Consider the following 14444-nt stretch of genomic DNA (forward strand, 5'->3'; position numbering starts at 1 on the left):
TTGCCCCCATTTTACAACTATTCGATGCGTAAGTCAATCTCATCAAACGCTTCCTCGATGGGTTTTCCAGCCGGAACCATCGGGAATACCTTGTCATCGCTGCCGATCTGGCACTCGATCATAACCGGGATATTTAAGCTGATCGCCTCGCGCAGCACCGGCTCCACATCCTCTTTCTTCGTGATACGGTATGCTTTCGCGCCCATGCCCTCTGCCACCTTGACGAAATCCATCTGATCGTAAAGCTCCGTCTGGGAATAGCGTTTTCCATAGAACAGGGTCTGCCACTGGCGCACCATACCCAGAACATGGTTGTTAAATACAACCTCGATAACCGGAATATTGTAGCGAGTTGCCGTCGCAATCTCGTTCATGTTCATACGGAAACAGCCGTCTCCGGCAATATTGATAACCGTCTTATCCTTACAGCCCATCTTCGCACCAATCGCTGCACCCAGACCGTAGCCCATGGTGCCCAGACCGCCGGAGGTCAGAAGCTGTCTCGGACGTTTGTATTTATAATACTGTGCCGCCCACATCTGATGCTGTCCGACATCGGTACAGATGATCGCATCGCCGCCGGTTACCTTGTAGATCTCTTCCATGATATACGGACCGGTCAGAACTTCCTTATTGTAGCGGAGCGGGTACATATCTTTCAGACGCTCAATGTGACTCAGCCACTCGTCATGGTTCATCGGATCCAGACGCGCGTTTAACTTACGCAGAATAATCTTGACATCGCCAATAATGCTCGCATCGGTCTGGATATTTTTGTTGATCTCCGCCGGATCGATATCTATGTGTAAAATCTTTGCATTGGTTGCAAAATGGTTCGGATCGCCCACAACACGGTCACTGAAACGCGCGCCTACAACGATCAGCAGATCGCACTCTGCCACACCGAGGTTGGATGTCTTGGTTCCGTGCATACCGATCATACCGGTATAAAGGACATCGGTTCCGTCAAATGCACCTTTACCCATCAGGCTGTCCCCCACCGGCGCCTGAATTTTATGTGCAAATGCGCTTAATTCATTGGCAGCATCTGACGCCACTGCACCGCCGCCGACGAAAATAAACGGTTTTCTCGCCGCCTTGATCATCTCGATCGCCTTTTCCATGTCTTCCTCACGGATCAGCTCTGTCTCGCGCTCGATCGGCTGCGGTTCCTTCGGCTCGTACTCGCAGGCCGCTGCCGTCACATCCTTGGTGATATCCACCAAAACCGGACCCGGACGACCACTCTTAGCGATCACGAACGCACGGCGGATCACATCTGCCAGCTTCGTGACATCCTTTACGATAAAATTATATTTCGTGATCGGCATGGTAACACCCAGAATGTCGATCTCCTGGAAGCTGTCTTTTCCAAGAAGCCCTGTCGTTACATTACAGGTGATGGCTACCATCGGAATGGAATCCAGGTTAGCCGTTGCAATACCCGTAACCAGGTTTGTAGCTCCCGGACCGGATGTCGCCATACACACACCGACCTTACCGGTTGCTCTCGCGTAGCCGTCTGCCGCGTGGGACGCTCCCTGTTCATGAGAGGTCAAAATATGGGTGATTTCATCCTTGTGTTTATAAAGTGCATCATAAATGTTGAGGATCGCGCCGCCCGGATAACCGAACACCGTGTCTACCCCCTGCTCTTTCAAGCATTCAATGACAATCTCTGCTCCTGTCAATGTCTTCATCTGTCTAACCTGCTTTCCTTCCTTAAACCATTTTAAATGCATATACTCCCGGGCTTTCATCAACCGCAAAAGCGGGGCTGAAAAACTCCGAGAGTACATATCCCCGCAAAGCTTCCGAAAGCGTCTGTCGCGCTGTCAAGCTCTCCGTAGGGGCAGCCTGATAAATCGTCCCATCCACTGCCTTTTGGCATCAAGCAGTACTTTCCGTCTCAAAAGCACCTGTCTGAAGCCCGCAATGATTACTTCTGTGTCTTCGGAACCTCCAGGATTGCGCCCCGGTTTCCGCTCGTTACAAGCGCTGCGTAACGTGCCAGGTATCCGGTCGTAACCTTCGGTTCTCTCGGCTGCCATTTCTTTCTTCTCTCTGCCAGCTCCTCGTCAGATACGAGTACGTTCAGGGAGTTATTATTGATATCAATGGAAATAATATCGCCTTCCTCAACCAGCGCGATCGGTCCGCCGACTGCCGCCTCCGGAGAAACGTGTCCGATGGATGCACCTCTGGATGCGCCGGAGAAACGTCCGTCTGTGATCAGAGCTACGCTGGAACCAAGTCCCATACCTGCGATGGCAGAAGTCGGGTTCAGCATCTCACGCATGCCCGGACCGCCCTTCGGTCCCTCGTAACGGATGACAACAACATCGCCAGCCACAATCTTGCCGCCCTTGATCGCTGCAATCGCGTCTTCCTCACAGTCAAACACACGCGCCGGTCCCTGATGTACCAGCATCTCCGGTGCAACGGCAGAACGTTTTACAACGCCTGTATCCGGTGCCAGGTTTCCTTTCAGGATCGCAATACCGCCAGTCTGACTGTACGGATTGTCGATCGGTCGGATAACCTCCGGATTCTTGTTGACACAGCCCTTGATATTCTCGCCAACGGTCTTGCCGGTTACGGTCATGCAGTCCAGATTCAGAAGGTTCTTCTTGGACAGCTCATTCATAACCGCATACACGCCGCCTGCCTCGTTCAGATCCTCCATATAGGTCGGACCTGCCGGTGCCAGATGGCACAGGTTCGGGGTGCGCTTGCTCATCTCATTGACCAGCTCCATGTTCAGGTCTACGCCTGCCTCATGTGCAATCGCCGGAAGATGCAGCATACTGTTGGTAGAACATCCGAGTGCCATATCCACGGTCAGTGCATTTAAAAATGCCTTTTCTGTCATAATATCTCTCGGACGGATGTTTTTCTCATACATCTCCATAACCTTCATACCAGCGTGTTTTGCCAGTTTGATTCGCTCGGAGTAAACTGCCGGGATCGTACCGTTGCCCTGAAGGCCCATGCCGAGTACCTCTGTTAAGCAGTTCATGCTGTTGGCGGTGTACATACCGGAACAGGAACCGCAGGTCGGGCAGACCTTACATTCGAATTCTTTCACATCTTCTTCCGTCATGGTGCCTGCTGCGTAGGAACCAACTGCCTCGAACATGCTGGAAAGACTTCTCTTCTGTCCCTTTACATGACCGGCTAACATCGGACCGCCGCTGACAAATACAGTCGGTACATTGACGCGGGCTGCTGCCATCAGAAGTCCCGGTACGTTTTTATCACAGTTTGGAACCATAACCAGCGCATCGAACTGATGTGCCAGCGCCATACATTCGGTGGAATCTGCGATCAGATCACGGGTAACCAGAGAGTATTTCATGCCGACATGTCCCATAGCGATACCATCACAGACTGCGATCGCCGGAAATACAACCGGTGTGCCGCCAGCCATCGCTACCCCCAGCTTCACGGCATTTACAATCTTGTCCAGGTTCATGTGTCCCGGAACAATCTCATTATAAGAACTTACGATACCGACAAGAGGTTTGTTCATCTCCTCTTCCGTCATACCGAGTGCATTAAACAAAGAACGGTGAGGTGCCTGCTGCATCCCTTTTCTTACTGCATCACTTTTCATCTTTTCGTCTCCTTCTATCTCTTTCGACGACCTCCGCCCCTGGTGACAGGGGCGGTTTTTACGTTTATCTTTGATTTTATCGCATTTATGAAATTTTTGCAATCTTTCTATTTAATTCTCTCACAGATCAGCCTGCCCATCTCAACGGTTCCAACCTGCTTGCAGCCATCCGCCATGATATCCACGGTACGGTAGCCCTCGGTCAGTACCTGCTGTACGGCATCCTCGATGGCTTTTGCTTCCTTATCCAGATCGAAGGAATAGCGGAGCATCATCGCTGCGGAAAGAATAGTTGCAATCGGGTTTGCGATGTCCTTGCCCGCGATGTCCGGTGCGGAACCGTGGCTCGGCTCGTAGAGACCAAATTTGCCCTCGTTTAAGCTGGCCGAAGACAGCATACCGATGGAGCCGGTAATCATGCTTGCCTCGTCAGAAAGGATATCGCCAAACATGTTCTCAGTCAGGATCACGTCGAACTGTCCCGGATTCATGACAAGCTGCATCGCGCAGTTATCAACCAGCATATGGGTCAGGGTAACTTCCGGATAATCTTTAGCAACTTCCTCGACTACCTTTCTCCACAGGCGGGAGGAATCCAGTACGTTTGCCTTATCGACGCTAATAACGCTCTTGCGGCGCTTCATCGCGATATCGAATGCCTTGATTGCGATCCGGCGGATCTCATTTTCATTGTAGGTCAGGGTATCTACCGCGGTCGTCACGCCGTCGATCTCCTTCGTGTAACGGTCACCGAAGTACAGACCGCCGGTCAGCTCACGCATGATAACCATATCGAAGCCGTCGCCGATGATCTCTTTCTTTAGCGGGCAGGCATCTGCCAGCTCTTTGTAGAGGTATGCCGGGCGGATATTCGCGAACAGTCCCAGACCTTTACGGATGGCAAGAAGACCGGCCTCCGGACGCAGGTTCGGAGCCACATCGTACCAGCGGGAATTTCCCACGTTGCCGCCGACTGCACCGAGCAGGACGGAATCACTCTTTTTCGCGGTCTCCAGTGCCTCATCGGTCAGCGGTACGCCGTACTCGTCGATGGAACAGCCGCCCATCAGGATTTTTGTATAATTAAATGTATGACCGTAGACGGCGCCTACCTTGTCCAGCACGCCGCATGCCTCTCTCACAATCTCCGGTCCGATTCCGTCGCCCGGAATCACAGTAATATTGCAATTCATAATAAAATACCTCCCTTGTTTCAAACGGTTACTTTTTATCATATCGGATTCCGTCCTATTTTGCAATCTTCTGACAAAGGAAAACGGGTATTCCCCATATAGTAATTTGGAATTTATTCTATAACCTGGGGTTATCTGTAAAATAAAAAAGAATGTGCCTTGGCACATTCTCGCGCCGAGCGCGGTCGCTTGCGACATGTTTCTGCTTCGCGCGAGTGCGCATCATTGGCACGTTAGTGCCTTTTTGTGTCATAGGGAATTCCAAGGAATTTCCTGTTACACAAAAAAAGGACCGCCGCCCCATCGGGAGCTGCGATCCTCTCACTTTCTTACCGTTCTTCTTAGACTTCCGGTTTCTCAACCTGAACGATTGCATCCTTACGCATCGGGATGCGGCAGTTCTTGTTGCTTCCGAACTCTACGATTACAGTATCATCGGTCATATCGATAATCACGCCGTAGAAGCCGCTGGATGTCAGAACGCTGTCGCCTACTGCTACGGTTGCCATCAGTTCTGCCTGTTTTTTCTTTTCCTTGGACTGTGGACGGATTGCCATAAAATAGAAGATGGCAATGATAAATACAAGGTAAACGATCATTCCGCTTGTGCTGCTCATGTGGTATATTTCCTCCTTTAGTTCGATTCACCCATCATGCCTGCAAGTTTCTTTGCTTTATACTCAGCATAACAGTGATGTTCGATCGCGTCGCGAATCTCTTCCATCATTTTATTATAAAAATACAAATTATGCAAGACGCATAATCTCATCCCCAGCATTTCCTTCGCCTTAAACAGGTGGCGGATATATGCGCGGGAGTAAGAACGGCATGCCGGACAGCCGCAGCCTTCCTCGATCGGGCGCGGATCCAGCTCATATTTGCTGTTCAGGAGATTTAATTTGCCATGGTTCGTGTATACATGGCTGTGGCGTCCATTCCGGGACGGGTACACACAGTCAAAGAAATCAACGCCCCGGTCTACCGCTTCCAGGATGTTTGCCGGTGTGCCAACGCCCATAAGATAAGTCGGCTTGTCCTCCGGCAGGTGCGGAACGACTGCATCCAGAATCCGGTACATTTCCTCATGGCTCTCGCCAACTGCCAGACCGCCAACCGCATAGCCGTCGAGGTTCATTTTGCTGATTTCCTTCGCGTGTTCGATACGGATATCCTCATAAACCGCGCCCTGATTGATACCAAACAGGAGCTGTTCCCGGTTGACCGTATCCGGCAGTGCATTGAGGCGTGCCATCTCATCCTTGCAGCGCGCCAGCCAGCGCGTCGTGCGCTCCACTGATTTCTGTACATAGTCCCGATCGGCAAGACTCGGCGGGCACTCATCAAATGCCATCGCGATCGTCGAACCTAAGTTGGACTGAATCTGCATACTTTCCTCCGGTCCCATGAAAATCTTGTGACCATCGATGTGGGAGTTAAAATAAACGCCCTCTTCTTTAATCTTCCGCAGTCCCGCCAGGGAAAACACCTGAAATCCGCCGGAATCCGTGAGGATCGGGCGATCCCAGTTCATAAATTTGTGCAGACCGCCAAACTGTCGGATCAGCTTGTCGCCGGTACGGACATGGAGGTGATAGGTATTGGAAAGTTCCACCTGCGTGCCGATCGTGCGGAGATCATCGGTCGAAACCGCGCCCTTGATCGCCGCCACCGTGCCGACATTCATGAAAACAGGCGTCTGGATGGTTCCGTGGACCGTTTTCATTTCCGCGCGTTTTGCGCGGCCATCTTTGTATAAAATCTTGTATTCCATCTTTTTTCCTATACTTTTTACTTCTCTGCCTTTGCCTTCTTGCCAGCCGGTTTGGCATTCTTCTCCATGCGCTTTTTATTCAGCACATACCAGACAGAGCCGGACAGGCATACGGACGAATACGTACCGCAGATCAGACCTACCATCAGCGGAAGAGCAAACTCACGGATGGAAGATACACCCAGGATATAAAGAATCAGGACCATGACGAAGGTCGTCAGCGTCGTGTTGATGCTTCGCGTCAGGGTCTGGCTGATACTGGTGTTGACGATCGTCTCAGCGGACTCTTTATTGCCCAGAAGCTTCATATTCTCACGGATACGGTCGAAGATAACGATCGTCGCGTTGATTGAGTAACCGACAATCGTCAGCATGCAGGCGATGAACGTCGAACCAACCGACCAGCGCAGCATCGCATAGCAGGTCAGGACAACCAGCACATCGTGCATCAGGGCAAGAACCGCGCCCGCCGCGAACGTGATGTTGCTGAAACGGAACCAGATGTAAATCAACATGCAGATCGTCGCAATCGTAACCGCCACAATCGCATCGCGCTTCATCTCCTGGCTGACCGCACCGGAGATACTGTCGGCTGTGATCTTCTCTTTATCCACACCAAACTGATCCGCCAGCGCCTGGTTTAACTCTTCGCGCTCGTCCATGTTCAGGGTACGTGTCTTGATGATAACCTCGTTGCTTCCGGCTACCTTCTGGGTCTGTGTGCCAGCTTCGCCGGTAATCTTTTCTACCACCGGAACCACCTGGGAGGAAATATCTTCCAGAGACATATCCTCGTTAAAGGTAACGTTTGTAGAAGTACCGCCTCTGAACTCCATGCTGTAGTTGAGCGGCACACCCATCGAAGACTGATTGTGAACCATGCTACCGACGCCTGCCAGAATGATCACGAGCGACAGAGCAAAGTAAAGCTTGCGGAATTTCAGGAACGGACGCGTCTTCATATCCTTGCGGCATCCGTAGAACTTCGCATCCTCAAAGCCCATCTCATAGAAGCAGTTCAGGGCAAATTTGGTTACAAACAGCGCCGTGAACATAGAAAGCACGATACCGATTGCCAGCGTCGCCGCAAAGCCCTTGACGGTACCGGAACCTCTCCAGAACAGAACCGCTGCCGCAATCAGGGTGGTTACGTTTCCGTCGATGATCGCGGAAAGTGCCTTGGCGAAACCTGCCTTGATCGCATTCTTGACGGATGTTCCCAGACCAATCTCCTCTTTGATACGGGTGAAAATGATGACGTTCGCATCCACCGCCATACCGATCGACAGGATGATACCAGCCACGCCCGGAAGCGTCAGAGTCACCTCAAATGCTACCAGCAGGATCAGGATCAGACCGACATACAGGCACAGAGCCAGAGATGCAGCCAGACCCGGAAGCAGATATACGGCAATCATAAATACAATGACAATGGCAAATCCGATCAGACCTGCCTTTAAGCTGGTGGAGATCGCCTCCTGGCCCAGCTTCGCGCCAACTACGTTGGAACGCAGCTCTTCCAGCTCCAGGGACAGGGAACCGATACGGATCGTGGACGCAAGATTATTTGCCTCTTCATAATCCGCCATGCCGTCAATCTGGCACTGTCCGCCTGTGATCGCCTCACGGACGGTCGGAGCAGAAATAATCTGGTTATCATAAATGATATAAATTGGTTTTCCGACGCCATTCGTGGTCGCCTCAGCAAATGCCTGTTTACCTTCCTCGGTAAAGGTCAGAGAAACGACATACGCCTTGGAACCGGTCGTCTTATCCTCGGTCATGCCGGCTTTCGCGCTGGCAACCTGTTTACCATCGAGGATCTGATTTCCTTCTGAATCCACGAAAATCAGGGAACCCGGTTTTCCTAACTCTTCCAGAATCGCGTTGGCATCCGATACACCCGGAATATCTACGTTGATACGGTTATTTCCCTCCTGGTAAACCTCCGCCTCGGTACTGTAATTCTGTACACGCTGCTGGAGCTTGTAGATCGTATCCGCCATATCCTCGGAAGACGGATTTTCTTCTTTCGCCTGGTAGGTAATGCTGACACCGCCAGCCAGGTCAAGACCCAGCTTGATCTGATTCATCGTCGAATAGCCGAAATAGCCGAATACGCCGATGGCAATCAGAAGGAGCAGCATCCCCAGGAAGCTTTTTCCTTTTTTGTTCTTCATTCCTCTCTCTCCTTGTTCTCTACTCGTCAGAGCCGTCTGCAAGAGCAGCTTTTATCATGATCGCGCACTCGATACGTTTTTTCTGCATCTCGCACCCGATATCATACGCATCCGTGATGGAACCGTGGAAGTTGTAGGAATTGGCCGCACAGCCGCCGCTGCAGTAAAATCTGGCAAAACAATCCCGGCATTTGTCCTTCGCATAAACATTGCAGAGCTTGAACTCATCGCGGACTGCCGTGTTGGTCACGCCCGTATCTACATTGCCGAGAAGGAAATCTTCATTTCCTACAAACTGATGGCACGGATAGAGGTCGCCCCACGGGGTCACAGCCAGATACTCGGTTCCCGAACCGCATCCGGACAGACGTTTTGCCACGCACGGTCCCTGTGTCAGGTCAAGCATAAAGTGGAAGAACGTGAAGCCGCGTCCCTCTTTATGTCTCTTGACATACTCTGCTGCCAGACGGTCATATTCCTCGAGAATCTGCGGAAGATCCGCCTCTTTGATCGCGTAGGACTCTTCATCCGGTGCTACAACCGGCTCAACCGACATTTTCTTGAATCCAAGATCGGCAAAATGCAGAACATCTTTGCCAAAATCCAGGTTGTTGTGTGTGAAGGTACCACGCACGAAATAATCGCGGTCTCCGCGCTTTTCTGCAAATTTCTGAAACTTCGGCACGATCAGGTCATAGCTTCCGGTTCCGTTGCGGAATGGGCGCATCTTGTCATTGACCTCTTTTCGTCCATCCAGACTGAGTACAACGTTTGCCATCTCGCGGTTGCAGAATTCCATAATTTCATCGTTTAACAGAACGCCGTTGGTGGTCAGTGTGAAACGGAATTTCTTGTTGTGCGCCTCTTCCTGGGAACGTCCGTACTCGACTAACTGTTTAACCACCTGCCAGTTCATCAGCGGCTCGCCGCCGAAGAAATCGACTTCCAGATTCCGGCGGTTGCCGGAATTGGCAATCAGGAAATCCAGCGCTTTCTTGCCGACCTCAAAGGTCATCAGCGCTCTGCGTCCATGATACTCGCCCTCTTCTGCAAAGCAGTACTGACAGGCAAGGTTGCAGTCATGCGCGATGTGCAGGCAGAGTGCCTTGACAACCGTCTGGCGCTTCTTGAAATCCATAACGAAGTTTTTGTAAATGTCAGCGGTAAAGAGTTCTTCCTGATCGATGAGCTCCTGAATGTCCTCAAATGCCTCTCTGATCTCTTCCTGGCTGTATTTCTCTTTTAATGCTGCCGCCGTCTCGTCTTTCAGGGACTGGGCAATCTGAAACGGCTTCTCGCTGTCCGGAATCCGCTCCGATAAAAAGGAAATCACATCGTACAGAAGCGGATCGACCGAATGGACGGAGCCACTGTTGACATCCAGTACGATATAATATCCATTATTTATATACTGATGAATCACTGTCTTTCTCCTTCTATAAGACATAGGCAGGCAGACAACCCGGAACATATGCAGTCCTCTCCTCGGACCGCGCTCCGTCTTGTCTGCCTCCCTGTGTCAACTCTGCGTTTTCTCAGACTCCAGCTCTCCCACTCATGAAAAGCTCTGATTTATCAGAAAACGCCTCATTTGTTTTGTACTGCCAATTAGCGGTTCTGGTTCTCGCAGCTCTGGTTACCTACAGTACAGGATGTCTTACATGCAGACTGGCAGGATGTCTGGCACTCGCCGCAACCGCCTTTCTTCATGCTGTTCTTCAATGTGCTTGCGCTCAGTGTCTTTACGTGTTTCATCTCTATGTCCTCCTTCATTTTTTTAGTATATAAAGTCCTACAGATTATATCATATGTTGCCCGCTTGTGCAAGCATTTCAATTTACCGTGTTTCTCACAGATTCCGGCTTTTTTGGAACTGTTCACGGGTAGGCACTTTTGGAACCGAAAGTGCCGTAAGAAAACGTGGTGGCAGCAGGAATTTGCCGTATTGAGATGCGAAGCCACGGCAAATTCCGTTACTGGGCACGTATGCGTGAACAGTAACGCTTGTTTGTAACAGTGTTTCATTCTGCAGGCATATTTGTCCTTCTTTGCTCATATGAATAGAAAAAAATGCACACAGGTATTTTATCATGGAAAAATCAGCTATCCAGATTCTGCTCCGTTCTTCCCTCTTCTCCTACGCGGCAACCGCTGTCTTTCTGCTTCTGCTCGCGTTTGGGATGTACCGGTTTCAGTGGGGTGAAAAGGAAATCACGCTAGGAGTGCGCGGCATCTACATTCTCGCCTGCTTTCTGGCAGGACTCGTCGCCGGAAAGAAAGCAAAAAGGCGCCGGTTCCTCTGGGGATTCTGTGCCGGCGCCCTTTATTTTCTTATTTTTCTAGCCCTGTCTTTTGCGATCCGACAGTCCCTCAAGGAGACTGCCTCATCCCTGCTGCTTTCCTTCGCCCTCTGCGCCGGAAGCGGCACCATCGGCGGTATGTTTAGCTAACGCCGCCTCCGACGGGCTTAACAGGTACAGATGAATCTTATCGATCCGGTTCTTATCCACACATTCGACGACGAGGCGGACGTTTTCCACCACAACCTCTTCTTTTTCCTGTGGAAGATGGTTCAAAAGTCCGATCACCAGTCCGCCAATGGAATCATATTCGTCTGACTGGAGTTCCAGATTCAGGCGTTCATCCAGATCGTCAAGTTTGACCGAACCGTCTACCATGTATTCCCGCGGGGCGATGCGCTGTATGGACTTTTCCTCGTCTCCATCGTACTCGTCCCGGATATCTCCGACAATCTCCTCCAGCATATCTTCCAGCGTGATAAGACCGACCGTCGAACCGTACTCGTCGAGCACGATCACGATGCTGATCGCTGCTTTCCGCATCTCGCGCATCAGCTCAGCAACCTTCTTAAACTCATATGTATAGAGAGGTTTCCGCAGATATTTCCGGACAGAAAAGCCCTCTTCCCCGCCTTTTAAGAAAATATCCTTGATGTTCAGAACACCGATGACATTGTCCGTCGTCTCCTCATAGACCGGGTAACGCGTGTATTTCTCACTGCGGAATACCTCCATCAGCTCGTCATACGTCGCATCCACGTCCACAAACGTCATGTTGACCTTCGGAAGCATGACATCGCGCGCCACGGCGTCCCCAAAATCAAACACATTGTTGATCATCTTCTTCTCTTCGGACTCGATGACGCCCTCTTCGTGGCTGACCTCCACGATCGTTCGCAGCTCATCCTCCGTGATGGACTCGCCCTTTGCCTTCACATCCACGCGAAGCAGCTTCAACACTAAAAATGATAGCTGGTTGACCACAAAAATGACCGGTGTCAGCACCGTCATGATATAATAAATGATTTTAGCGAACCGAAATGCAATCCGCTCAGCCTGTATCGTCGCAACCGTCTTCGGCGTGATCTCGCCGAAAATCAGGATTAAAAGCGTCAGAATGCCCGTCGCAATCCCTACGATCTTGTTGCCCCAGATGTGGGTGGCAAGAACCGTCGCAAGAGAAGACGCATACAGGTTTACCACATTGTTGCCGATCAGAATCGCACTCAGCATTTTGCTCGGATCCTCTATGATCTTCAATACATACTCTGCCTGCTTATCGCCATTCTCCGCCAGCGTCCGCACCCGGATCTTGTTGACCGTCGTCAGCGCCGTCTCCGTAGAAGAAAAGAAAGCCGACATCAAAAGCAGAAGTATCAAAATCAATAGCTGTATCCCATCACCAGAACTCAAAAAACTCAACTCCTATCTCCCCATGTAGGGGATTACTCTTTTTTAAGGTTGATTCTACCGTATTTCATAGGTTCTGTCAATAAAGACAGGCTTGCATTTCCATACTTCTGCCGTCTCCGGGAGTTTGACCGTTGAATAATAGAAAAATACCTTGCAGGCCGCATAGAACCTGCTTTTTTTTGTGTCAAAAAAATTCGGAGTCTTTTTATATTGCAAAAAGCTATATTAATAACGAGGGAAAAAGTACATCTGTTAATGTGCGTAAACTGGGAACACTTAAAGAACTCCTTATTAAACATGGACCTCATACTCTCTGCTCCACCATGCCTGATATCCCGTATTTCCGGTCACTATTTCCTTATCATTAAAGCATATTTCAGTCTCTGCCGGAATCTCAACAAAGCTTGGGCGTGACATATAAATCTTTATGTTATCCATTTGAAATATCATTTTAAGAACATTCGGACCACATTCTTCCATTGCACTTTATTTTACTTTACCCTATAATGTTTATAAAAACAATCCAATTCTTACAGTCATAAAAGATACGGAACGACTGCCCTGGCAGCCATATCCTATTTTTATATCATAAAGGAGATAAGCAAATGAATTTATCCCTCGGAATCGACATCGGCAGTTCCAGCACCAAGGCGGCGGCGCTGGATGAGCATGGCACTCTGCTTGGTACGCTTCAGGTTCACGCGGATGACCCGCGCACCTCGGCTTACGGTGTTCTCGGGCGTTTCCTGGATCAGCAGGGCGCTTCGTTTGACGATGTTGAAAAAATCGTCCTGACCGGGCTCGGTTCGACGTATTTCCATGAAAATATCTTCGGCATCCCGACCATCCATGCCCTGGAGCTGGATGCCATCGGACACGGCGGCCTATACCTGTCCGGGCTTGACGAAGCGCTGGTGGTCAGCCTTGGAACCGGCTCTGCCTTTATCCGCGCTTCCAGGACAAACGGCTTCCGTCATCTGGGCGGAAGCGGCGTCGGCGGTGGGACACTTGCCGGCATGGCGGAGCGTTTTCTCGGCGTCACCGACATTTTTGCCCTCTCAGAGATGGCGCTGCGCGGCAATAAGGCCATGGCAGATCTCCGCATCGCCGACGTGCAGGAGGAAGATGTCCCGGGACTTGCCGCCGACTTAACCGCTGCCAATTTTGGGCGAATCAAAAGCGGCGCCTCGGATGCTGACCTGGCTGCCGCTCTTTTCAATATGATTTATGAAAATGTGGGTGTGATGGCGTCCCTGGCGCTCAGCCGGGACACCACCCGGAATGTCGTCCTGACCGGTTCTCTCGCCAGCCTTGCACCTGCTGCAAAGACCTTTGACATTTTCAATCAGATGCACGATGTCTTTGGAATCGACTATATCATTCCGCCTCATCCGTCTTTCGCCACGGCAGTCGGAGCGCTTTTATGTGATCCTCTGCCGGAGAAGTAAGATCACGGACGGCTCCCAGCAGATCGGAGGCTGCGATCAGGGCGCTTCCTGCGAAGATAAAAAAGTCTCCCAGATTAAAGACGACCTTTTCCAGGTATTTACACCGGATGCTGAAATAATCTACCACATAACCGCGTTTGAGGCGGTCATACAGGTTGCTTAAACCACCCGCCGTGATGAGGGCAAACCCGATCCGATCGGCTTTTCTGCCTTCGTCCCGGCACAATAACCATGTCAGAATGCCCGCTGCCGCCGAGGTAAAGACAACCGGCACCATGCGAACCAGTTCTTTCTTTTCTTTTTTTACCCCAAAACAGAAACCGTCGTTGTGATTGCGGTACAGTCGGATCTTTCCATGGCTTTTTTCCATGTCGCGCGGAAAATCTTCCGGTTTCTGGGCTTCTATGTTTTCCTTGCAGAAATAATCGATACCGAACAGGGCAGCTATCATATACAGGTATTTTTTCATAAGGGCACCTCCTCATATAATTGTCATTATCTAACTTATATTTATTATAACAAG

12 protein-coding genes are annotated in these 14444 nt (G+C 50.7%); 2 read left to right on the top strand and 10 right to left on the bottom strand.

The genetic code is table 11. The annotated features are described in order from the left end of the window. Positions 1–17: 17 nt before the first annotated feature. From ilvB to scfA, 8 genes are all read right to left on the bottom strand, one after another. Entirely contained in the window at positions 18–1700 is a 1683-nt protein-coding gene (gene ilvB / locus DW720_RS13450; protein WP_107001471.1) for a biosynthetic-type acetolactate synthase large subunit, read from the bottom strand. A 239-nt stretch (positions 1701–1939) separates the two neighbouring features. Then, complete coding sequence (ilvD, locus tag DW720_RS13455; protein ID WP_107001470.1) at positions 1940–3616, bottom strand: dihydroxy-acid dehydratase; 1677 nt, start codon at positions 3614–3616, stop codon at positions 1940–1942. A 107-nt stretch (positions 3617–3723) separates the two neighbouring features. After that, positions 3724–4809, bottom strand: coding sequence for a 3-isopropylmalate dehydrogenase (gene leuB, locus DW720_RS13460; RefSeq protein ID WP_117796026.1), 1086 nt, complete (start codon positions 4807–4809; stop codon positions 3724–3726). Between the two features lie 341 nt (positions 4810–5150). Further along, positions 5151–5426, bottom strand: coding sequence for a preprotein translocase subunit YajC (gene yajC, locus DW720_RS13465; RefSeq protein WP_022359870.1), 276 nt, complete (start codon positions 5424–5426; stop codon positions 5151–5153). A 17-nt stretch (positions 5427–5443) separates the two neighbouring features. Continuing rightward, entirely contained in the window at positions 5444–6580 is a 1137-nt protein-coding gene (tgt, locus tag DW720_RS13470) for a tRNA guanosine(34) transglycosylase Tgt (RefSeq protein ID WP_118524726.1), read from the bottom strand. A 17-nt stretch (positions 6581–6597) separates the two neighbouring features. After that, positions 6598–8760, bottom strand: a complete 2163-nt coding sequence (gene secD / locus DW720_RS13475; protein WP_118749740.1) for a protein translocase subunit SecD — start codon at positions 8758–8760, stop codon at positions 6598–6600. 19 nt (positions 8761–8779) lie between these two features. Next, complete coding sequence (gene scfB, locus DW720_RS13480) at positions 8780–10183, bottom strand: thioether cross-link-forming SCIFF peptide maturase (protein ID WP_118749741.1); 1404 nt, start codon at positions 10181–10183, stop codon at positions 8780–8782. 185 nt (positions 10184–10368) lie between these two features. Continuing rightward, a complete protein-coding gene (scfA, locus tag DW720_RS13485; protein ID WP_022359867.1) occupies positions 10369–10515 on the bottom strand; it encodes a six-cysteine ranthipeptide SCIFF in 147 nt (48 codons plus the stop codon). 335 nt (positions 10516–10850) lie between these two features. On the opposite strand from scfA, the gene DW720_RS13490 reads away from it, so the two are divergent. Next, entirely contained in the window at positions 10851–11210 is a 360-nt protein-coding gene (locus DW720_RS13490) for a TIGR04086 family membrane protein (protein WP_107001467.1), read from the top strand. Here the strand turns inward: DW720_RS13490 and DW720_RS13495 are convergent. Then, positions 11145–12473, bottom strand: coding sequence for a hemolysin family protein (locus DW720_RS13495; RefSeq protein WP_107001466.1), 1329 nt, complete (start codon positions 12471–12473; stop codon positions 11145–11147). The genes DW720_RS13490 and DW720_RS13495 overlap by 66 nt on opposite strands. Positions 12474–13078: 605 nt before the next feature. On the opposite strand from DW720_RS13495, the gene DW720_RS13510 reads away from it, so the two are divergent. Further along, positions 13079–13921 (top strand): BadF/BadG/BcrA/BcrD ATPase family protein, encoded by an 843-nt coding sequence (locus tag DW720_RS13510; protein ID WP_118749742.1) that lies wholly within the window; start codon positions 13079–13081, stop codon positions 13919–13921. On the opposite strand, the gene DW720_RS13515 is transcribed toward DW720_RS13510, so the two are convergent. Continuing rightward, entirely contained in the window at positions 13851–14390 is a 540-nt protein-coding gene (locus DW720_RS13515; RefSeq protein WP_118742950.1) for a signal peptidase II, read from the bottom strand. The genes DW720_RS13510 and DW720_RS13515 overlap by 71 nt on opposite strands. Between the last annotated feature and the right edge of the window lie 54 nt (positions 14391–14444).

It is taken from the genome of Clostridium sp. AM27-28, assembly GCF_003480955.1.
GTDB classification, from domain to species: domain Bacteria; phylum Bacillota; class Clostridia; order Lachnospirales; family Lachnospiraceae; genus Otoolea; species Otoolea fessa.

Coding starts and splice junctions, on each gene's coding strand:
- ilvB (WP_107001471.1), bottom strand. CDS start 1,700: ATGAAGACATTGACAGGAGCAGAGATTGTCATTGAATGCTTGAAAGAG.
- ilvD (WP_107001470.1), bottom strand. CDS start 3,616: ATGAAAAGTGATGCAGTAAGAAAAGGGATGCAGCAGGCACCTCACCGT.
- leuB (WP_117796026.1), bottom strand. CDS start 4,809: ATGAATTGCAATATTACTGTGATTCCGGGCGACGGAATCGGACCGGAG.
- yajC (WP_022359870.1), bottom strand. CDS start 5,426: ATGAGCAGCACAAGCGGAATGATCGTTTACCTTGTATTTATCATTGCC.
- tgt (WP_118524726.1), bottom strand. CDS start 6,580: ATGGAATACAAGATTTTATACAAAGATGGCCGCGCAAAACGCGCGGAA.
- secD (WP_118749740.1), bottom strand. CDS start 8,760: ATGAAGAACAAAAAAGGAAAAAGCTTCCTGGGGATGCTGCTCCTTCTG.
- scfA (WP_022359867.1), bottom strand. CDS start 10,515: ATGAAACACGTAAAGACACTGAGCGCAAGCACATTGAAGAACAGCATG.
- DW720_RS13490 (WP_107001467.1), top strand. CDS start 10,851: ATGGAAAAATCAGCTATCCAGATTCTGCTCCGTTCTTCCCTCTTCTCC.
- DW720_RS13510 (WP_118749742.1), top strand. CDS start 13,079: ATGAATTTATCCCTCGGAATCGACATCGGCAGTTCCAGCACCAAGGCG.
- DW720_RS13515 (WP_118742950.1), bottom strand. CDS start 14,390: ATGAAAAAATACCTGTATATGATAGCTGCCCTGTTCGGTATCGATTAT.